Genomic DNA, 19,618 nt, shown 5'->3' on the forward strand with positions numbered 1-19,618 from the left:
GCCGGGGAATGACCGCCCTACCCTGTCCGTTGTGCCGCCTGTGACGACGAACCAGCCCGTTCCCGGTCCCGCGACGTGGCCGGAGGACCCACCGGCCATCCCGCCGGCCGAGCACGACGGGGTCCGTGACCTGGTCATCATCGGCTCGGGGCCGGCCGGGTACACCGCCGCCACCTACGCCGCCCGCGCGAACCTGCACCCCCTGGTGTTCGAGGGTTCCCAGTTCGGCGGCGCACTGATGACGACCACCGAGGTGGAGAACTTCCCCGGCTTCCCCGAGGGCATCCAGGGCCCCCAGCTGATGATGGACATGCGTCAGCAGGCCGAGCGCTTCGGCGCCGAGCTGGTGGCCAAGGACGTCACCGAGGTCGACCTCGCCGCCACCCCCAAGATCGTGAAGATCGGCGACGAGGTCGTCCGCGCCCACGCGGTGATCGTCGCCACCGGGTCGAAGTACCGGTACCTCGGCCTGGACAACGAGGCCCGGCTGCTCGGCCACGGCGTGTCGGCCTGCGCCACCTGCGACGGCTTCTTCTTCCGCGACCAGGACATCGTCGTGGTCGGTGGCGGCGACTCCGCCATGGAGGAGGCGACCTTCCTGACCCGCTTCGCCCGGACGGTGACCGTGGTGCACCGTCGCGAGGAGCTGCGGGCCTCGAAGATCATGGTCAAGCGCGCGCAGGACAACGAGAAGATCCGCTGGGAGCTGGGCAAGCAGGTCACCGACGTGTACGGCGACAACGCCGTCTCGGCCGTCCAGCTGACCGACGTCGCCACCGGGGCGACCGAGGAACTGCCGGTCACCGGCGTGTTCGTGGCCATCGGCCACGACCCGCGGACCGAGTTGTTCGTCGGGCAGCTGAAGGTGGACGACGAGGGGTACCTGGTGGTCGACCACCCGACCACCCGGACCAACGTGGACGGCGTCTTCGCCTGTGGCGACGTCGTGGACCACATCTACCGCCAGGCGATCACCTCGGCCGGCACCGGTGCCGCCGCTGCGATCGACGCCGAGCGGTGGCTCGCCGACACCTTCGGCGAGCGCTGAGAAAGGACCCCGCTGCCCCCCGCCGCTCGCAGGCTCGCGGCGGGACCCTGCAGCGGGGCCGGACAAGCCCGACACTGTTCCATCCCACCGAAGGAGCTCCACCATGGCAGGCAACACCGTGAAGGTCACCGACGACAGCTTCGCCGCGGACGTCCTGGGCAGTGACAAGCCCGTGCTGGTCGACTTCTGGGCCGAGTGGTGCGGACCGTGCAAGATGGTCGCCCCGGTGCTCGAGGAGATCGCCGCCGAGCACGGCGACAAGCTCACCATCGCCAAGCTCAACATCGACGAGAACCCGCAGATCGCCCGTGACTACCAGGTCATGTCGATCCCGACGATGACCGTCTTCTCCGGCGGCAAGCCGGTCAAGAGCATCATCGGCGCCAAGCCCAAGGGCGCGATCCTCTCCGACCTCTCCGACTACATCTGAGGAAGGACCTGCCTGCCCCCCACCGCTCGCAAGCTCGCGGCGGGACCCTGCAGGCAGGCCGACATCAGGCCGGCCGCAGGCCCGCCCGTCCTCTGGGACGGGCGGGCCTCGTCGTCTCGGTGCCGCCCCAGTGGGCAGACGTCACCATGGGCGGGACACAATCGACCCTGACACGTCTCGACCACGTCACCTGCACGTCGCCCAGACCCCAGGAGGAGCGAGCCCCGCATGGAGATCCTGCGTCCCGGCGCCTCCGGTCCGGCAGTGGCCGAGGTGCGGGCGGTGCTGCGCGCCCTGGGCCTGCTCACCGTCGCGGACAGCGCGGACGCCGACCGGGCGCCGGACGTCTTCGACGCGGCCACCGAGCTCGCCGTCCGGCACTTCCAGCAGGTCCGCGGGCTCTCCGTCGACGGCCGGGTGGGCGAGGAGACCTACCGCGCGCTGAACGAGGCGCGCTGGTCGCTGGGTGACCGGCTGCTCCGCTACGACCCCGAGCGCCCCGCTCGGGGCGACGACGTCCGCCGGTTGCAGGAACTGCTGCTGGAGCTGGGCTACGACGCCGGCCGGGCCGACGGCATCCTGGGCGCCGACACCGAGGCGGGCCTGCGCGCCTTCCAGCGCGACTACGGGCTGAACGCCGACGGCACGTGCGGGCCGGCCACGTTGCGCGCGCTCAAGCAGCTGGGCCGCCGGGTCACCGGCGGCCGCCCACAGCTGCTCCGGCAGAGCGCCCACCTGGTCGACTCCGGGCCCCACCTGATCGGCCGGGTGGTGGTGATCGACCCCGGCCACGGCGGCGACGACACCGGGTACACGGCCGGCGAGACCACCGAGGCGGACCTGGTCTTCGACCTGGCGTCCCGGATCGAGGGCCGGCTGGCCGCGGCCGGCGCCCGGGTGTACCTGACCCGCGGCCGCACCGGCGGCCCCACCGCCACCGAACGCACCGCCTTCGCCAACGACGCGCGCGCTGACCTCTTCCTGTCCCTGCACATGGAGGCGCACGGCTCGGCGCACGCCCGCGGGGTGGCCAGCTACTACTACGGCACCGGCTCGGGGGCGAGCTCGACGGTGGGGGAGCAGTTCGCCAACCTCGCCCGCCGGGAGGTCATCGCCCGCACCGGCATGCTCGACTGCGGCTCACACGCCAAGACCTGGGACATCCTGCGCATGACGCGGGCCCCTTCCGTCCGGGTCGACTGCGGGTACCTCTCCCACCCCGTCGACCGGCTGCTGCTGCTGGACGCCCGGCTGCGCAGCACCATCGCGCAGGCCATGGTGGCCTCGGTGCAGCGGCTCTTCCTGCCCGCCGAGGCGGATCCGCCCACCGGCACGTTCCTGCTGCCCGCCGGCAACTAGACTTCGACGGGTGACCCCTCCTGCGCCCGACCCGACGGTCGGTTCCGGTCAGGCCGGGGCGCACTCCGTCGGTGCGTCCCCGCACGTCCATCCCCGCCACCCGCGGCTGGACCCGCTGGCAGACCGCTATGCAGCACGCACCCACGGGATGAAGAGCTCGGAGATCCGGGCGCTGTTCTCCGTGGTGAGCCGGCCGGAGGTCGTCTCACTGGCCGGCGGCATGCCTGCGGTCACGGCCCTGCCGCTGGACGCGGTCGGCTCGATGATCGGCGACCTGGTCTCCGGGATGGGCGCCCAGACCCTGCAGTACGGCTCCGGGCAGGGTGATCCACGCCTGCGCGAACGGATCTGCGACGTGATGGCCCTGGAGGGCATCACCGACGCCTCACCCAGCGAGGTCGTCGTCACCGTCGGCTCCCAGCAGGGGCTGGACCTGGTCACCCGGGTCTTCATCGACCCCGGCGACGTCATCCTCGCCGAGGCGCCTTCCTACGTCGGCGCCCTGGGCGTCTTCCAGGCGGCGCAGGCGCGGGTGCGCCACGTTGCGATGGACGACGACGGGCTCATCCCGGAGGCGCTGGAGGAGGCGCTCCAGGCCTGCCGGGCCGCCGGGGACCGGGTGAAGTTCCTCTACACGGTGCCCAACTTCCACAACCCGGCCGGCGTCACGCTCACCGAGCCGCGCCGCGAGGCGATCATCGCGCTGGCCGAGCAGTACGACCTGCTGATCATCGAGGACAACCCCTACGGCCTCCTCGGCTTCGAGCACGAGCCGATCCGCGCGCTGCGCGCCCGCAACGACGACCGGGTGATCTACCTGGGCTCGTTCTCCAAGACGTTCTCCCCGGGGCTGCGGGTGGGCTGGGTGCTCGCTCCGCTCGCCGTCCGGGAGAAGCTGGTCCTGGCCACCGAGGCGCAGGTGCTGTGCCCGCCGTCCCTGACCCAGTACGCGGTCGCCCGCTACCTGGACACCCAGCCGTGGCGCGAGCAGATCAAGATCTTCACCGAGCTCTACCGCGAGCGGCGGGATGCCACGCTCGATTCCCTGCAGGCGCTGATGCCGGCCGGGACGACGTGGACCCGCCCGGACGGCGGCTTCTACGTGTGGCTGAAGCTGCCGCACGGTCTCGACGCCAAGCTGATGCAGCCCCGCGCGGTGGCCGCGCACGTGGCCTACGTGCCCGGGATCGGTTTCTACGCCGACGGCCAGGGGCGGGAGTACATGCGGCTGTCCTACTGCTACCCCGAGCCGGACCGGATCCGTGAGGGCGTGCGCCGGCTGGCCCGGGTCGTCGAGGCCGAGCTCGAGCTGCACGAGACGTTCGACGCGGTCGACACCGGGACCTTCACCGCGGTCCGGCCGTCCGGTGCCGGCCCGTCGATCATCGGGCCCGCCAACAGCGACCGAAGCGGAGACCAGGCATGAGCGAGCCGGCCCCCACCGCCGTCGACACCGCCGCCCGGCCAGCGCACCCGCTCCGGGCCCTGGTGCTCGCCGGCGGGCTGACCTTCGAGCGGGAGGTGAGCCTGTCCTCCGGCGGCCAGGTGATGGAGGCGCTGCATCGCGCCCGAGTCGACGCCGAGCTGCACGACGCGGACGCCGAGCTGCTGCCCGGCCTGTCGGCCCACCCGGCCGACGCGGTGTTCATCGCCCTGCACGGCGCCACCGGCGAGGACGGCGCGCTCCGCGCGGTCCTCGACCTGGCCGGCGTTCCCTACGTCGGCTCCCCCGCCGCCGCCTGCCGGCTGGCCTGGGACAAGCCGGCCGCCAAGTCGGTCGTACGCGGCGCCGGGCTGGCCACGCCCGACTGGGTGGCGCTGCCGCACAGCACCTTCCGTGAGCTCGGCGCCGGCGCCGTGCTCGACCTGATCGTGGCCCGGCTGGGGCTGCCGCTGATGGTGAAGCCGGCCTCCGGCGGCTCCGCACTGGGCGCACAGAAGGTCAGCCGGGTCGAGGACCTGCCGGCCGCGATGGTGAGCTCGTTCGCCTACGGCGACACCGTGCTGGTCGAACGGTTCATCGAGGGCGTGGAGCTCGCGCTCTCGGTGGTCGACCTGGGGGAGGGGCCGGAGGCGCTGCCCGCGGTCGAGATCGCCCCGGAGTCCGGCGTCTTCGACTACACGTCCCGCTACACCCCGGGCCTCACCGAGTACCACGCGCCGGCCCGGGTGCCCGACGACGTCGCCGCCCGGGCGGCGGAGATGGCGCTGGCGGCGCACCGCGCGCTCGGTCTGGCGGACCTGTCCCGGACGGACGCGATCGTGACCCCGGACGGCGAGGTGCACTTCCTGGAGGTGAATGTGTCGCCCGGGCTCACCGAGACCTCGATGTTCCCGATGGCCCTGGAGGCCGCCGGTTACGAGCTCGGTGACGTGCTCACCCGGCTGCTGACCCACCGGGCCGGCAGCACGCGGTAGCACCGCTAGTTCCGTCAGTGACGGAACCAGCGGTGCGGCGGGAGGATCAACCCTCGGCGGGCCCGGTGCTCCGTCCGGTGACGTCCGGGGCCATCAGGCCGATGATCCGCTGCAGGTCGTCGACCGAGCCGAACTCGACCACGATGCGACCCTTGGCCCGGCCGATCTGCACCTTCACCTTGGTCTCGAACACGTCGGACAGCCGGCCGGCGAGATCCTCCACGCCGGGGGCGCTGAGCTTGCGGTTGGTGCGGCGTGCCGCAGTGGGCGAGGCGGCGACGGCGAGGGACACCGCCTCCTCCGTGGCGCGCACCGACATGCCCTCGGCGACGATCCGGGTGGCCAGCGCCTCCTGTGCGTCCGCCTCCGGGAGGCCGAGCAGGGCTCGGGCGTGACCGGCGGACAGCACGCCCGCCGCGACCCGGGTCTGCACCTTCACCGGCAGCTTCAGCAGCCGGATCGTGTTCGTGACCTGCGACCGGCTCCGGCCGATCTTGCCGGCCAGCTCCTCGTGGGTGGCGCCGAACTCCTCCAGCAGCTGCTGATACGCCGCGGCCTCCTCCAGGGGGTTGAGCTGGACGCGGTGGATGTTCTCCAGCAGCGCGTCGCGGAGCATCGCGTCATCGGCGGTGAACCGGACGATCGCCGGCACCGTCTCCAGCTCGGCGGCCCGGGCGGCGCGCAGCCGGCGCTCGCCCATGATCAGCTCGTAGCCGCCGTCGGGGCTCTCGCGCACCACGATGGGTTGCAGCAGACCGAACTCGCGCACCGAGTGGGTGAGCTCGTCCAGGGCGTCGTCGTCGAAGACCTGCCGGGGCTGCTTGGGATTGGGGACGACGTCCCCCACCGGCACCTCGCGCAGCTGTGCGCCGGGAACGCCGAGGACCGCCTCGAGCTCCGTCGCCGCACCCGCCGCGGGCGCGGCCGCCGGCTCGTCCGGAGCCGCGACGGGGCCGGACGGCGTGGCCCGCCCGGTCCACCCCGGATCCGCCGTCGGATCCGGTCGCTCCGCCGTCCCGACGCCGCCTCCGTGCTCGGCCGCCTCGGCCGCGCGGGCCGCCGGTGTCGCCGTGGGGGCGGGGGCGCTGGTGGGGATGAGGGCTGCCAGGCCCCGGCCGAGGCCGCCGCGCTTGCTCACGAGTCCTCCTCGCTGTGGGGTTCGATCATGAGCCGTGTCTGCCGGTCAGCCGCTGGATGGCCGCCGGTTCCCCCAGGACCAGGGCGGCCACCGGGGGTGTGGCCGGTGGGGGCGCAGGGGGCGGCGGGGCAGCCGGTGGTGCCGGTGGGTCTGCTACCGGGGTCAGCTGCACCCCGCGCTCGGCCAGTTCCTTCGCCGCCTCCACGTAGCTGGTGGCGCCGCGGGACCCCGGGTCGTAGGTGAGCACCGACTGCCCGTAACCAGGGGCCTCGCTCACCCGGACGTTGCGGGGGATGACCGCGGTGAGCACCAGACCGCCGAAGTGGTTGCGCACCTCGTCGGCCACCTGGTCGGCGAGCTTGGTCCGGCCGTCGTACATGGTGAGCAGGATGGTGCTCACCGAGATGCCCGGGTTGAGGTGCGCCCGCACCAGGTCGATGTTGGAGAGCAGCTGACCGAGCCCCTCCAGCGCGTAGTACTCGCACTGGATCGGGATGAGCACCTCGTCCCCGGCCACCAGCGCGTTCAGCGTCAGCAGCCCCAGGGACGGCGGGCAGTCGATGAGCACGTAGTGCGGGCGCTCGCCGGCCGGCACGTCGGACAGGTAGGCCTCGATCGCCCGGCGGAGCCGGTGCTCGCGGGCCACCATCGACACCAGCTCGATCTCCGCGCCGGCCAGGTCGATGGTCGCCGGCACGCACCGCAGCAGCGGGCTCGCCGTGGTCGCCGCGGCGACGTCCAGCAGCGGGCTGTCCCCGACCAGGGTGTCGTAGATCGACGGAGTTCCGACGGTGTGCTCGACGCCGAGCGCCGTGCTGGTGTTCCCCTGCGGGTCGAGGTCGATGACCAGTGTCCGCAGCCCGTACATCGACAGCGCCACCCCGAGATTCACCGTCGACGTCGTCTTGCCGACGCCACCCTTCTGGTTGGCCACCGTGATCACCCGGATCCGTCCCGGGGTGGGGAAGGGATCCTGGTGGGCGGCGTGCAGCACGCGGGTGGCCCGCATCGCCTCCATGGCGATCGGGCTGTCGAACTCGGCGGGAGCCTGGTCCGCGGTCAAGCTGTTGCGCAACCGCTCACCCGGGTCGGTCATCGGTGCACCCTCCTCACCGCCGTGTTCCACGTGGAACGCACGCGCGTCCTGCTGCTGTTCCACGTGGAACGGTCCCGTTCCAGAGCGGGTGAGCGTCACCGGCCACCGCGCGTCATGACCACCACGGTAGTGGCTGCGGGCCCGAGCCCGACACCGACTGCCCGGGTGTGCACGTCTCGCATTCCAGCGGCTTCCAGTTCGGGAACCAGGTCCGGCACCTCGGCAGCCGCTCGGGCGCCGACCAGGGCGACCAACTGGACTCCCGGGCGCAGCAGTCCCCGGCACCAGCCGACGAGCCGGGGGAGCGGCGCGACCGCCCGGGCGGTGACGACGTCCACCGCCCCCACGGCGCGGACCACCGACCGCTCCTCCGCCCGGCCCCGCACCACCCGCCAGTGGCCACCGAGCGTCGTGGTCACGTCGGTGAGGAACTCCACCCGGCGGGCCATCGGCTCCACGAGGGTGAGGGTCAGGTCGGGTCGCGCCAGCGCCAGCGGGATGCCGGGGAGGCCGGCACCGCTGCCCACGTCGACCACCCGGGCGCCGGCGGGGACGGCCTCGGCCATCCCCGCGCTGTTGAGCAGGTGCCGCTCCCAGAGGCGCGGCACCTCCCGCGGCCCGATCAGGCCACGGACCACACCGTCCCCGGCCAGCATCGCTGCATACCGGCGGGCGTCGGCCAGTGCGTCCCCGAACACCCGGGCCGCGGTCGCCGGAGGTTCCGGAACTGTCTGGTCCGTATCATCGCTGACCGGGGCGTCCCCGGGCCGAGGCCCCTGCCCGGTGGTCACTGGTCGGGCAGGACCACGACGCGGCGGTTCGGCTCCTCGCCCTCCGACTCGCTGCGCACCCCGGCGGCGGCGGCGATGACATCGTGGACCACCTTCCGCTCGAAGGGGTTCATGGCGGCCAACCGCTCGGGCTGCCGGCTCTCCGCGACCCGGGTCGCGGCCTCGGTGGCCAGGGTGGTCAGGTCGGCCCGGCGCTTGGCCCGGAAGCCGCCGATGTCGAGCATCAACCGGCTGCGCACCCCGGTGGACTGGGCGACGGCGAGCCGGGTGAGTTCCTGCAGCGCCTCCAGGGTGGCGCCCTCGGGCCCGATCAGCGTCTTCAGCTGACCGCCGACCACGGCGACCGAGGCGCGGTCGCCCTCCACGTCGAGGTCGATGTCGCCGTCCACGTCCAGGATGTCGAGCAGCCGCTCGAGGTAGTCGCCGGCGACGTCGCCCTCGCGGACGAGGAGCCTGTCGGCCGACTCGTCGTCCTCGTCGTCCTCGTCCCCGTCATCGCCCTCCCCGTCGTCGCCGTCGTCCTCGTCGTCGACCGGCTCCACGACGGCGTCGGTCGACGCCTCGTCGGCATCGGGCAGCGCCGGGTCGGTGCCGTCCCCGGCGTCGGGGGCCCGGGTCAGCACGGCGTCCGAGGTGGCCTCGGCGGTGGTCACGGTATCGTTGTCGGGTGCACTCACGGTGGTTCCTCCCAGGGTCGTGCAGGCGGCCGGGCGAACCCGGTGGTCGAGGGGCCGGTGACGACCGGCCGGTGTGGCGGCGACCCGGAGGTCAGCGGCGCTTGCGCTTGCCCCGGTTGGCCGGAGCCGGCCCGGAACCGCCTCCGGAGCTCCCGCGCGGCCGGTTGGAGGCACCGGACGGGCGCCCGTTGGCGCCACCGGACGCGGTCGACCCGCTCGAGCCGGTGCCGACGGTGCCGTCCGCGGGGCCGTCCGCGGGGCCGTCCGTGGGACCGGCAGCGTCCGTGGGCGGAACCGCGCCGTCCGGGCCGACCGTGGACCCGGGGGCCACCGTGGGGGAGGTACCGGCCGGACGACCGGGCTTCGGGCGGACCGGCTTGACGCCGGGCTTGGGGGCAAGCGACTTGGGGTCGATGGCCGGCCGGTCGGCGGCGGCCTTGGCCAGCGCGCCCGGCGAGCCGGGCGGCGGCAGCTTCTTGAGGATGTAGAACTGCTGGCCGAGGGTCCACAGGTTGTTGGTGAACCAGTAGAGCAGCACGCCGATGGGGAAGAAGAACCCGGTGACGAAGAGGCTCAGCGGCATGCCGTAGAGCAGCAGCTTCTGCACCATCGCGGCCTGGCCCTCGACCGGCCCGGATCGCTTCATGATCTGCCGCTGGGTGTAGTACGTCGTGGCGCACATGACCACGATCAGCACGAAGGCGACGATCCGGATGTTGGTGTAGGAAACGCCCGCCAGGGCGAGGATCGCGTCTTCCTTGGGCCCGTCCATGTTGAAGGACGAGGAGATCGGTGCGCCGAACAGCTGCGCGGACGCCGCCTGGTCGGTGAGCGTGTCGTCCCAGCTGTAGAGGCCGTCCTTGCCCGGGGCGAGCCGGCGCAGCACGTGGAACAGCGAGAGGAACACCGGGATCTGCGGCAGGATCGGCAGGCAGCCGGCCAGCGGGTTGACCCCGCGCTCCTTCTGCAGCGCCATCATCGCCTGGCTGAAGCCCTGCTTGTCCGAGCCGTACTGCTTGCGCAGCTTCTGGATCTCCGGCTGGATCTCCTGCATCGCCCGCTGCGACTTCACCTGCTTGACGAACAGCCGGAACAGCAGCACGCGGATCGTGACCACCAGGAACACGATCGACAGCGCCCAGGTGATGCCGCTGGCCGGGTCCAGGAAGCTGGAGAACAGCGTGTGCCACTGCTTCATCACCCAGGCGATGCCGGTGTAGAGCCAGTTCAGGTTGAAGTCAAACAACGCCAGCCTCCTGCGGCGGGGTCCGGCCGGGAGCCGGCCGGGGAGCACGATGGGGACGACGGTCCGTCCCGCTCGACGATGGGGTGCGCGGCGGCACCAGGTCGACGCCGCCGGGGTGCCAGGGCGCGCACTTGACCAGCCGGCGGGCCGCCAGCCAGCTGCCCCGGCCGGCGCCGTGGAGCTCCACGGCCTCGATGGCGTAGGCGCTGCAGGTGGGCTGGAACCGGCACCGCGGCGGCAGCACCGGGCTCACCGCGCGCTGGTAGAAGCCCGCGGCGGCCAGCAGGGCACGCGCGACCCGGCCCCGGCTCCCGCTCGTCACGGGCGGGATGCCCGGTCGCCGAGCAGCCGGTCCAGACCCGCGTCCAGGTCACGGCGCAGGGCCGCGGCACCGGCCGCGGCGGCCTCCGGCCGGGCCCGCACGACGAGGTCGGCGGTCGTGGGGAGGCGGTCGAGCCGGTCGCGCAGCAGGTGGCGCAGCTGACGGGTCACCCGGTGCCGGCAGACCGAGTTGCCGACGGCCTTGCCGACCACGAAACCGGCCCGTGGCCCGGGCCGAGGGTCACCAGGACCCCCGGCCGGGGCGACGGGCCGTACAGGGAGGTAGTGCAGCACCATGGTCGGACGGCCGGCACGGCGTCCGGTCCGGACGACCACGGTGAAGTCCGGCCGCCGGCGCAGGCGTGCCTGCGCTGGCAGCACGTCAGGCGGAGAGCTTGTCGCGACCCTTGCCACGGCGGGCGGCGAGGATGGCGCGCCCGGCCCGGGTGCGCATCCGCAGCCGGAAGCCGTGGGTCTTGGACCGGCGGCGGTTGTTCGGCTGGAACGTGCGCTTGCTCACGAGGGACTCCCACTACTGATGACGTCGGCGCGGTGCGACCCGGGTCGGGCCGCACACGCGTGCGGGTGCAGGCTGGTCGCGGGACCCGCGACCGCTCCCTGCACCCGAGGCTGGTCTGCCGTGGGCCGGCCGCCCGGTGTCGTGCACGCAGTTCACGCGGGCACCGGTCGGCTGTCCACAGACTCCGACCAGCATAGCCGAGTTACGACGGCGACCGCGTCGCGCCCGGCGTACCGGTCGACCCGTCATGCTCCACCCGCGCACACTGCGGACGGGGAGGACACGCCGCGGGCGGGCGCCGTACCCGGGCCGGACTCGCCGGTGCTCGTTGCCGGGCTGTGGATGGGGCTGTTAGCGTCGCCGTCGCTCCGCGGTGGACGACCGGGCCCCGCCACGGGCGCCGACCTGGTCGCGCACCCGGTTGCAACCGCATCCCACCGAACACCCCTACACCGCCCTGACCAGCGACGACGTGGTCCAGCCAGGCCCGGTCCCCGCCGAGACTGCGGCGGACGTCACCAGCCGTGCACACTCTGTGGACACCGGTGTGGAAGCAGCTCGGCTGGAGTCCACACCTGGGGACCGGCCGGGGGACCCAGCCGGGTCCCGGGAACGGGCGCACCGCGGCGGAACCGTCGATGCGGCGCGGAACAGAAGCACCGAAAGGGGACAACAGTCGATGGCCGACTCCACGGTCGACCTGGCGACGGTCTGGGACCAGATCCGCGACCGGCTCGCCACCAGCCTGTCCCCTCAGCAGAACGCGATGCTGAACCTGACCCGCCCGCTGGGCCTGGTCGAGGACACCGCCGTCCTGGCGGCGCCCAACGAGTTCACCCAGACGGTCCTCGAGTCCCGCATGCGCCTGGTGCTGGCCGAGGCGCTGTCGGAGCAGTTCGGCCGGGCCATCAGGGTCGCCGTCCAGCTCGAGGACGCCCCACCGGCGGCCGACCCGGCCGCCGAGGCCCAGCAGCCGCTCGACCCCCGGTGGGGAGCCGAGCGCCCGGGGAACGGTCCGCCCGAGCGCGCCGCCGAACGCCCCGCCGCACCCCGTCCCGCCGACCGCTTCGAGTCCTACGTGCAGCAGCGGCTGCCCGACGACCGCTACGCGACGGAGCGGTTCGGGGACGAGCGGTTCGGGGACGAGCGCTTCGCCACCGACCGGTTCTCCGCCGGGCGCTCGGCCGCCGAGCAGCAGTTCGCCGACGACCGCTTCGCCGAGGGCTTCGCCGCCGGCCGGTCCGAGGAGGACCGGGCCGCCCGCGACCGGGCCGCCCAGGACCGGGCGGAGGAGGATCGCGCCGCCCGCGACCGAGCCGACGACGGCCGCAGCGCGTTCGGCGTCCGCAGCGACGTGGTCCGCTCGGACGTGTGGCTGCCGGAGTCCGGGGACGGCCGGGACTGGTCACGCGGCGCGGCGGACCCGGAGCGGGCCGACCTCGATGCCGGCCCGGCCGCCGACCTCCGCGGTGGTCCGGTGGACGGCGGGGGCAGCGGCCTCCGGCAGTCCCCGGACGACGCCCGGCGCGGGGTGGCCCCCTGGGACACCGAACCGGCCGACCGGAGCGGTGCCGAGCGCCGTCCCGGCGACCGGCAGTCACCCCGCGGTTCCGGCGCCGTCCCACTGTTCGCCGACCGGCACCGGCCGGCCGGGCTGGACCCGGGGCTCAATCCCAAGTACCTGTTCGACAGCTTCGTCATCGGCAACAGCAACCGGTTCGCCCATGCCGCGGCGGTCGCGGTCGCCGAGGCGCCGGCCCGGGCCTACAACCCGCTGTTCATCTACGGCGACTCCGGGCTGGGCAAGACCCACCTGCTGCACGCGATCGGGCACTACGCCGCCCGGATGTTCCCCAACGTGCGGGTGCGGTACGTCAGCACCGAGGAGTTCACCAACGAGTTCATCAACCTGGTGCACTCCGGGCGGGCCGAGGACTTCCGGCGTCGCTACCGGGACATCGACTTCCTGCTGATCGACGACATCCAGTTCCTGGAACGCGCCGAGCGCACCCAGGAGGAGTTCTTCCACACCTTCAACACGCTGCACAACGCCAGCAAGCAGATCGTGATCACCTCCGACCGGGCGCCCAAGAAGCTGACGACGCTGGAGGACCGGCTGCGGACCCGCTTCGAGTGGGGCCTGATCACCGACGTCCAGGCGCCGGACCTGGAGACCCGGATCGCGATCCTGCGGAAGAAGGCGTGGGGCGAGCGCCTGCAGGCGCCCGACGCGGTGCTCGAGTTCATCGCCAGCAAGGTGCAGACCAACATCCGCGAGCTCGAGGGCGCGCTGATCCGGGTCACCGCCTTCGCCAGCCTGAACAAGCAGCCGGTCGACCTGGCGCTCGCCGAGCTGGTGCTCAAGGACCTGATCAGCGACGAGCAGGGACCGCAGATCACCGCGGCGATCATCATGGCCGCGACCGCGGAGTACTTCTCGGTGACGATGGAGGAGCTGCAGGGCGCCAACCGCAGCCGCACCCTGGTCAACGCCCGGCAGATCGCCATGTACCTGTGCCGGGAGCTGACCGAGCTGTCGCTGCCGCGGATCGGGGCGTCCTTCGGCGGCAAGGACCACACCACGGTGATGCACGCGGTCAAGAAGATCACCGGCCTGATGAGCGAGCGCCGGGCCACCTACACCCAGGTCACCGAGCTCACTGCCCGGATCAAGAGCCGCGCCCGTTCGTAAGGCCCCGTCGCAGGGGCCCACTGCGAGCCTGCGAGTAGTGGGGGGCGACGGGGTCCTCTTATCCCCTTGTCCCCAGGACTGTGCACAGCCTGGGGAGATCTTCCGGTCCACGGCCCGCGCCCAGGATCTCCACCACCGCCGTGCCGCCCCACACCCCCCGACGCGCCGCTGACCTGCGATGTCCCACCCGGAGAGGCGGGCTGTCCACACGTGTGGGACGACGGCCGGGCCCGCCGTCCCCTGTCCACGGGGCCCGGGGAACCGGCTGGGGACGGACCTGGGCGTCGACCGGGGACTGGGGGTGGAGACGGGTCGACGGCGGTGCACAGCGGTCGAGTTGTCCACGTGTCGACACAGGACGACGCCTGCGGGCCCACAGCGGGCCAACAGGGCGGTTCCGGGGGCGACCTGCACGAACAGGCCCGGTCCCCAGCTTCCACACCTGTGATGACGAAGATGAAGTACTTCTCCCAATGTGTTCTCGAACCACACTCTCCGATGGGAGAGCGTCCGGTCGGGCCCGCCGGGCTCCCGACCGGACCGGCACAGCAACGAGCCAGCGCACCGATCGGCCGCGGGGCTGTCCGCGGGGGCACCTGGCACGGCACGATGGGCGGCGCAGGGGAGGATGAGCGCCGCACGCGGTGCCCTCCGGCCCCGCGCGACAGCAGCACAGACGAGCATGGGGTGGGTTCGAGATGAAGTTCCGGGTGGCACGTGAGGTGCTCGCCGAGGCCGTTGCCTGGACGGCGCGCAGCCTGCCGCCGCGGCCCTCGGTGCCCGTCCTGGCCGGGATCATGCTGGAGGTCGAGGGCTCCCAGCTGTCGGTGTCCGGCTTCGACTACGAGGTCTCGGCCCGCTCCGAGATCGACGTCCAGTCCACCGAGGGTGGCAAGGCGCTGGTGCCCGGCCGGCTGCTGGCCGAGATCACCCGGGCGCTGCCGCCGCACCAGGTCGAGATCGTCGCCGAGGGCGCCCGCCTGTCGATCAGCTGCGGAAACGCGAAGTTCTCGCTGCCGACACTGCCGGTGGAGGACTACCCGTCCCTGCCGTCGATGCCCTCCACGGCCGGCGTCGTCGACAGCGACGCCTTCGCCGAGGCGGTCGGTCAGGTCGCCGTCGCCGCCGGCCGCGACGACACGCTGCCGATGCTCACCGGCGTCCGGCTGGAGATCGAGGACGACCTGGTCACCCTCGCCGCCACCGACCGCTACCGGCTCGCCGTGCGGGAGTTCGCCTGGCGTCCGGAGACCCCGGGCCTGACAGCGGCCGTGCTGGTGCCCGCGCGCACCCTCGCCGACGCGGCGAAGACGCTGACCAGCGGCCCGGAGGTGGTGCTGTCGCTGTCCTCCGGCGGCTCCGGGGAGGGCATCCTGGGCCTGTCCGGCAAGGACCGGCAGACCACCACCCGGCTGCTGGACGCCGAGTTCGTCAAGTACCGGGCGATCATGCCCAGCGAGTCGACGTCCAGCGCGCTGCTGCCGGTCGGGTTGTTCACCGACGCCGCCAAGCGCGTCGCCCTGGTCGCCGAGCGCGGCACTCCGCTGCGCTGCGAGTTCACCCCCGGGCAGGTCACACTGCGCGCCGGCGGCAGCGACGAGGAGGGGCAGGCGGAGGAGCGCTGCGACGTCGAGTTCGACGGCGACGCGCTGACCATCGGGTTCAACCCGACGTTCCTGCTCGACGGCCTGGCCGCGGTCCACACCGAGCGGGCCCGGATGGACTTCACCACCGCCCTCAAGCCCGCCGTGCTCTCCGGGTTCGAGGAGCCCCCGGCCGACGCGGACAGCGGGCAGCAGCGGCCGGCCGAGCGCCCGGGCAGCTACCGCTACCTGATCATGCCGGTGCGCCTGCCCGGGTAGTAGAAGGACCCTCCTGCCCCCCACCGCTCGCAGGCTCGCGGCGGGTCCCTGCAGGAGGGCCTAAGAGCACCACACACATCGACGTTGAGGAGGACCAGCCGTGCAGCTGGGGATGGTCGGGCTGGGCAAGATGGGCGGCAACATGACCGAGCGGCTGCGCCGCGCCGGTCACGAGGTGGTCGGCTACGACCAGTCCGCTCCCACACGGGACGTCGACAGCCTCGAGGCCCTGGTCGAGGCGCTGCCGGCACCACGCGTGGTGTGGGTGATGGTGCCCAGCGGGGCGCCGACCCAGCAGACGGTCCGGGCGCTGGGCGACCTGCTCGCCGAGGGCGACGTCGTCGTCGAGGGCGGGAACTCGAAGTACACCGAGGACCAGGTGCACGCCGACGAGCTGAAGGCCAAGGGCATCGGCTACGTCGACGCCGGCGTCTCCGGTGGGGTGTGGGGCCTGGAGAACGGCTACGCCCTCATGGTGGGCGGGTCGAAGGAGGACGTCGCCAAGGTCCAGCCGGTCTTCGACGCGCTCCGGCCGCCGAGCCCGACCGACGAGTCCGGTGCGGCAATCCCCGGTGCGGGCTTCGTGCACGCCGGCCCGGTGGGTGCCGGCCACTTCGCCAAGATGGTCCACAACGGCATCGAGTACGCGCTGATGCAGGCCTACGGCGAGGGCTACGAGCTGCTCGCCGCCGTCGACCTGATCGAGGACGTCCCGGGCGTCGTCGCCTCCTGGACCCAGGGCACGGTGATCCGGTCCTGGCTGCTGGACCTGCTGGTCCGCGCGCTGCAGGAAGACCCGGCACTGGACAAGATCACCGGTTACGCCGAGGATTCCGGCGAGGGTCGCTGGACGGTCGAGCAGGCGATCGAGCACGCCGTCCCGATGCCGGCGATCGCCGCCTCGCTGTTCGCCCGGTTCTCCTCCCGCCAGGAGGACTCCCCGACGATGAAGGCCGTCGCCGCGCTGCGGAACCAGTTCGGCGGGCACGCCGTGCGCGCGATCCGGACGCAGGAGGCCGAGGAGCCCGCGTGAGGAAGGACCCCCGTGCCCCCCACGCCTCGCAGGCTCGGCGCGGGCCCCTGCACGGGGGCCGTTCCAGCACGTCACCCGCTCGGCGCGGGCCCCTGCACGGGGGCCGTTCCAGCACGTCACCCGCTCGGCGCGGGCCCCTGCACGGGGGCCGTTCCAGCACGTCACCGGGGACCTGAGCGTGTACGTCCGGCACCTGCAGGTCGGGCAGTTCCGCAACTGGGAGTCCGCGGACCTCGCGCTGACCCCCGGGCCCACCGTGCTGGTCGGCCGGAACGGGCAGGGCAAGACGAACCTGGTCGAGGCGGTCGGCTACCTGGCGACGCTGGGCAGCCACCGGGTCTCCGCGGACGCGCCGCTGGTACGGCACGGCGCGGCGCAGGCGGTGGTCCGCGCGGCCCTGCGGCGGGACGAGCGCGAGCTCCTCGTCGAGGTGGAGATCAACCCCGGTCGGGCCAACCGGGTGCGGGTGAACCGGTCACCGCTGCCCCGGCCGCGGGAACTGCTCGGCCTGGTCAAGACGGTGCTGTTCGCCCCGGAGGACCTCGCCCTGGTGCGCGGCGACCCGGCCGAGCGGCGCCGGTTCGTCGACGACCTGCTGGTCAGCCGCACCCCGCGGCTGGCCGGGGTGCGCGGCGACTACGACCGGGTGCTCAAGCAGCGGAACGCGCTGCTGAAGACGGCCCGGCTGGCCCGCGGCAACGCGCTGGCCACGCTGGACGTCTGGGACGGGCACCTCACCGAGCTGGGCGGGCAGCTGCTGGCCGCCCGGCTGCAGCTGCTCACCGACCTGGCGCCCTACGTCGCCGAGGCCTACGCCGGGGTCGCCGGGCCCGGCGCGGATGCCGCGGCGCTGGGCTACGCCAGCACCGTGCCGCTGGCCGGTGACGGCGCACCGATCGGGGACGGCGCCGGGAGCGGGACACGGCAACTGCCCGGCGCGGCGGAGCTCGCCGCGGCGCTGCAGGCGCGGGTGGCCGAGCGGCGGGCCGAGGAGATCGATCGCGGGGTGACCCTGGTCGGTCCGCACCGCGACGACCTGGTGCTGCACCTCGGGCCGGCCCCGGCGAAGGGCTACGCCAGCCACGGTGAGTCCTGGTCGTTCGCGCTGGCCCTCAAGCTGGCCTGCTTCGCCCTGCTCCGGGCCGAGGGGGAGGACCCGATCCTGGTGCTGGACGACGTGTTCGCCGAGCTGGACACCGGCCGCCGCACCGCGCTGGCGGCGGTGGCCGGCAGCGCGGAGCAGACGCTGATCACCGCCGCGGTCGCGGAGGACGTGCCCGCCGCCCTGCGCGGCACCCGGGTGCTGGTGGCCGACGGCCACGCCCGGGTGCTGGCGCCCGAGGTGGGAGTGGAGCTCGAGCCGGGCCTCGAGCCGGTCGGGGAGCCCGCCGGTGACTGACGAGCGCCCGGCCCGGCCCTCCGACATCGCCCGGGCCGCCCTCGACGCGGCCCGCGCCGCGTCGGCCTCCCGTCCGCAGCCGACCCGCCGGCGGGTGGCCGGCCCCCGTCGGCGGTGGACCGGTCCGCACCCCGGCGCGGACGACCCGCAGCTGCTGGGCTCGCTGGTCGAGTCGCTGGTCAGCCAGCAGGACTGGACGGCGCACACCCGGGTCGGCTCGGTCTTCGGCCGCTGGGACACGCTGGTCGGCCCGGACATCGCCGAGCACTGCCGGCCCCAGTCGCTGTCGGAGGGGGAGCTGACGGTGGTGGCCGAGTCGACTGCCTGGGCGACTCAGCTGCGGCTGCTCGCGCCGAGGATCCTGGCGAAGCTGCACGACCAGGTCGGCGGGGACGTCGTGAAGCGGCTGCGCGTTGTCGGTCCGACGGCGCCGAACTGGAAGAAGGGGCCGCGCACCGTCCGCGGCCGCGGACCACGCGACACGTACGGATGAGCGCATCGACGGAGGGGACAGCGACACGATGAGCAGCCCACGGGACCGCGACCCGGACGACGCCGGCGATCCGGCGGGAGACGCCGGCCGGGACGGGCCGGACTGGCAGGAGCCGGCACACCTGGGCCGCCCGGACGGCCCGGACGGCCCGGACGGCCCGGGCACCGACCCGGCCGACCGATCCGATGGCTCGACCGCCTGGCAGCCGCCGGGCTGGGACCTGCCCGCCGTCGAGCCCGACCGCCCGCGGACGGCTCCGCCCGAGCCGGCCCAGCCGGCTCCCGAGCCGCCTCCCGGGCCGGCGCCGGAGCCGCCGTCGTGGCACGCACCGGCGGCCGAACAGCGGCAGGACGACGTCCCGCCCCCGGTGCCCGAGCAGCCGCCGGCCCGGCGGGGCCTGTTCGGCGGGATGCGCCGGCCCCGGCGGCCGAGCGAGTTCCAGGAGGTCTTCCGCCGCGAGGACGACCCGGTGGGCGTGCAGGCGTGGGGACTGAGCCACGGCTGGGTGCCCTCCGACGGCAGCGCCCCGGAGGACGCACCGCTGGCGGACCTGGTCCGCTCCGCGCCGGTGCGCCCCAGCAAGGACCACCGGCCGGGCAACGTCATCCGCGGCCGGGGCATGGGCCTGGACCTGGTCGCCTTCGACGTCGTCTACGCCTCCGGCCGCATGGTCGTTCCGCAGTGGGCGGTCACCGCCGCTCCGGTGCTGGGCGACGTGCCCGCCTTCCGGCTGTCCCCCGCCCGGCTGTGGAAGCACGGGACCGGCGGGCTCGTGCAGATCCCCAGCGGCGACCCCGAGTTCGACACCCGCTGGGTGCTGCTCACCGCGGCCGACGGCCCGCAGGTGCGGCGCCTGGTCGAGGACCCGGTGGTCCGGCAGTTGCTGCTGGGCACCGACGACGGCGACGAGCTGTGGTCGGCCGCCGGCTTCGTGGCCGCGGTCCGGCCCGACGGGCACCGCCCGCAACTGGTCGAGCACCACGCCCGCCTGCTGGCGGTGGTGGTCGGCGCGCTGGCCACCGCGGGCTGAGCGGCCGGCCCTGAGCACCGCGCCGGAGCCCACACCCACACCCACGGCCACCGCCGGCCTGCGGG

General features: G+C 73.7%; 19 protein-coding genes. 11 read left to right on the forward strand and 8 right to left on the reverse strand.

Annotation, left to right across the window (positions count from 1 at the left end; genetic code table 11):
- Nucleotides 1-31: 31 nt before the first annotated feature.
- The 5 genes from trxB to ACYVG5_RS09650 all read left to right on the forward strand — a co-directional run bounded on the left by trxB (nt 32) and on the right by ACYVG5_RS09650 (nt 5,255).
- A complete protein-coding gene (gene trxB, locus ACYVG5_RS09630) occupies nt 32-1,048 on the forward strand; it encodes a thioredoxin-disulfide reductase (protein ID WP_460683135.1) in 1,017 nt (338 codons plus the stop codon).
- 103 nt (nt 1,049-1,151) lie between these two features.
- Entirely contained in the window at nt 1,152-1,478 is a 327-nt protein-coding gene (gene trxA / locus ACYVG5_RS09635) for a thioredoxin (protein WP_222048381.1), read from the forward strand.
- 228 nt (nt 1,479-1,706) lie between these two features.
- On the forward strand, nt 1,707-2,837 hold the full coding sequence (locus ACYVG5_RS09640) for an N-acetylmuramoyl-L-alanine amidase (RefSeq protein WP_222048383.1): 1,131 nt from the start codon (nt 1,707-1,709) through the stop codon (nt 2,835-2,837).
- 10 nt (nt 2,838-2,847) lie between these two features.
- A complete protein-coding gene (locus ACYVG5_RS09645; protein WP_222048385.1) occupies nt 2,848-4,263 on the forward strand; it encodes an aminotransferase-like domain-containing protein in 1,416 nt (471 codons plus the stop codon).
- Nucleotides 4,260-5,255 (forward strand): D-alanine--D-alanine ligase family protein, encoded by a 996-nt coding sequence (locus ACYVG5_RS09650; RefSeq protein WP_222048387.1) that lies wholly within the window; start codon nt 4,260-4,262, stop codon nt 5,253-5,255. Before ACYVG5_RS09645 ends, ACYVG5_RS09650 begins: the two co-directional genes overlap by 4 nt.
- 46 nt (nt 5,256-5,301) lie before the next feature.
- On the opposite strand, the gene ACYVG5_RS09655 is transcribed toward ACYVG5_RS09650, so the two are convergent.
- From ACYVG5_RS09655 to rpmH, 8 genes are all read right to left on the reverse strand, one after another.
- Nucleotides 5,302-6,393, reverse strand: coding sequence for a ParB/RepB/Spo0J family partition protein (locus ACYVG5_RS09655; RefSeq protein WP_222048389.1), 1,092 nt, complete (start codon nt 6,391-6,393; stop codon nt 5,302-5,304).
- A gap of 25 nt (nt 6,394-6,418) precedes the next feature.
- Nucleotides 6,419-7,489, reverse strand: coding sequence for a ParA family protein (locus ACYVG5_RS09660; RefSeq protein ID WP_222048596.1), 1,071 nt, complete (start codon nt 7,487-7,489; stop codon nt 6,419-6,421).
- A gap of 95 nt (nt 7,490-7,584) precedes the next feature.
- Complete coding sequence (gene rsmG, locus ACYVG5_RS09665; protein WP_460683136.1) at nt 7,585-8,187, reverse strand: 16S rRNA (guanine(527)-N(7))-methyltransferase RsmG; 603 nt, start codon at nt 8,185-8,187, stop codon at nt 7,585-7,587.
- 89 nt (nt 8,188-8,276) lie between these two features.
- The gene (locus ACYVG5_RS09670; RefSeq protein WP_460683137.1) at nt 8,277-8,957 is read right to left on the reverse strand and encodes a Jag family protein; all 681 of its coding nucleotides are present in this window, start codon (nt 8,955-8,957) and stop codon (nt 8,277-8,279) included.
- A 91-nt stretch (nt 8,958-9,048) separates the two neighbouring features.
- Nucleotides 9,049-10,203, reverse strand: a complete 1,155-nt coding sequence (gene yidC, locus ACYVG5_RS09675) for a membrane protein insertase YidC (RefSeq protein ID WP_246630188.1) — start codon at nt 10,201-10,203, stop codon at nt 9,049-9,051.
- On the reverse strand, nt 10,196-10,525 hold the full coding sequence (gene yidD / locus ACYVG5_RS09680) for a membrane protein insertion efficiency factor YidD (RefSeq protein WP_460683138.1): 330 nt from the start codon (nt 10,523-10,525) through the stop codon (nt 10,196-10,198). The genes yidC and yidD overlap by 8 nt, the downstream gene beginning before the upstream one ends.
- The gene (gene rnpA, locus ACYVG5_RS09685; RefSeq protein ID WP_460683139.1) at nt 10,522-10,938 is read right to left on the reverse strand and encodes a ribonuclease P protein component; all 417 of its coding nucleotides are present in this window, start codon (nt 10,936-10,938) and stop codon (nt 10,522-10,524) included. Before rnpA ends, yidD begins: the two co-directional genes overlap by 4 nt.
- Nucleotides 10,907-11,044 (reverse strand): 50S ribosomal protein L34, encoded by a 138-nt coding sequence (gene rpmH / locus ACYVG5_RS09690; RefSeq protein ID WP_222048395.1) that lies wholly within the window; start codon nt 11,042-11,044, stop codon nt 10,907-10,909. Before rpmH ends, rnpA begins: the two co-directional genes overlap by 32 nt.
- A 679-nt stretch (nt 11,045-11,723) precedes the next feature.
- On the opposite strand from rpmH, the gene dnaA reads away from it, so the two are divergent.
- The 6 genes from dnaA (at nt 11,724) to ACYVG5_RS09720 (ending at nt 19,553) form a co-directional block, all read left to right on the forward strand.
- On the forward strand, nt 11,724-13,736 hold the full coding sequence (gene dnaA, locus ACYVG5_RS09695; RefSeq protein ID WP_222048397.1) for a chromosomal replication initiator protein DnaA: 2,013 nt from the start codon (nt 11,724-11,726) through the stop codon (nt 13,734-13,736).
- Between the two features lie 698 nt (nt 13,737-14,434).
- The gene (dnaN, locus tag ACYVG5_RS09700; RefSeq protein ID WP_222048399.1) at nt 14,435-15,598 is read left to right on the forward strand and encodes a DNA polymerase III subunit beta; all 1,164 of its coding nucleotides are present in this window, start codon (nt 14,435-14,437) and stop codon (nt 15,596-15,598) included.
- A gap of 100 nt (nt 15,599-15,698) precedes the next feature.
- Complete coding sequence (gene gnd, locus ACYVG5_RS09705; protein ID WP_222048401.1) at nt 15,699-16,631, forward strand: phosphogluconate dehydrogenase (NAD(+)-dependent, decarboxylating); 933 nt, start codon at nt 15,699-15,701, stop codon at nt 16,629-16,631.
- A 178-nt stretch (nt 16,632-16,809) separates the two neighbouring features.
- The gene (recF, locus tag ACYVG5_RS09710; RefSeq protein WP_222048403.1) at nt 16,810-18,030 is read left to right on the forward strand and encodes a DNA replication/repair protein RecF; all 1,221 of its coding nucleotides are present in this window, start codon (nt 16,810-16,812) and stop codon (nt 18,028-18,030) included.
- Nucleotides 18,023-18,523: a DciA family protein gene (locus ACYVG5_RS09715; protein ID WP_222048405.1), complete on the forward strand. Its 501-nt coding sequence runs from the start codon at nt 18,023-18,025 to the stop codon at nt 18,521-18,523. The genes recF and ACYVG5_RS09715 overlap by 8 nt, the downstream gene beginning before the upstream one ends.
- Before the next feature lie 28 nt (nt 18,524-18,551).
- A complete protein-coding gene (locus ACYVG5_RS09720) occupies nt 18,552-19,553 on the forward strand; it encodes a hypothetical protein (protein ID WP_222048407.1) in 1,002 nt (333 codons plus the stop codon).
- Nucleotides 19,554-19,618 lie beyond the last annotated feature (65 nt).

Source organism: Modestobacter lapidis (assembly GCF_054780755.1).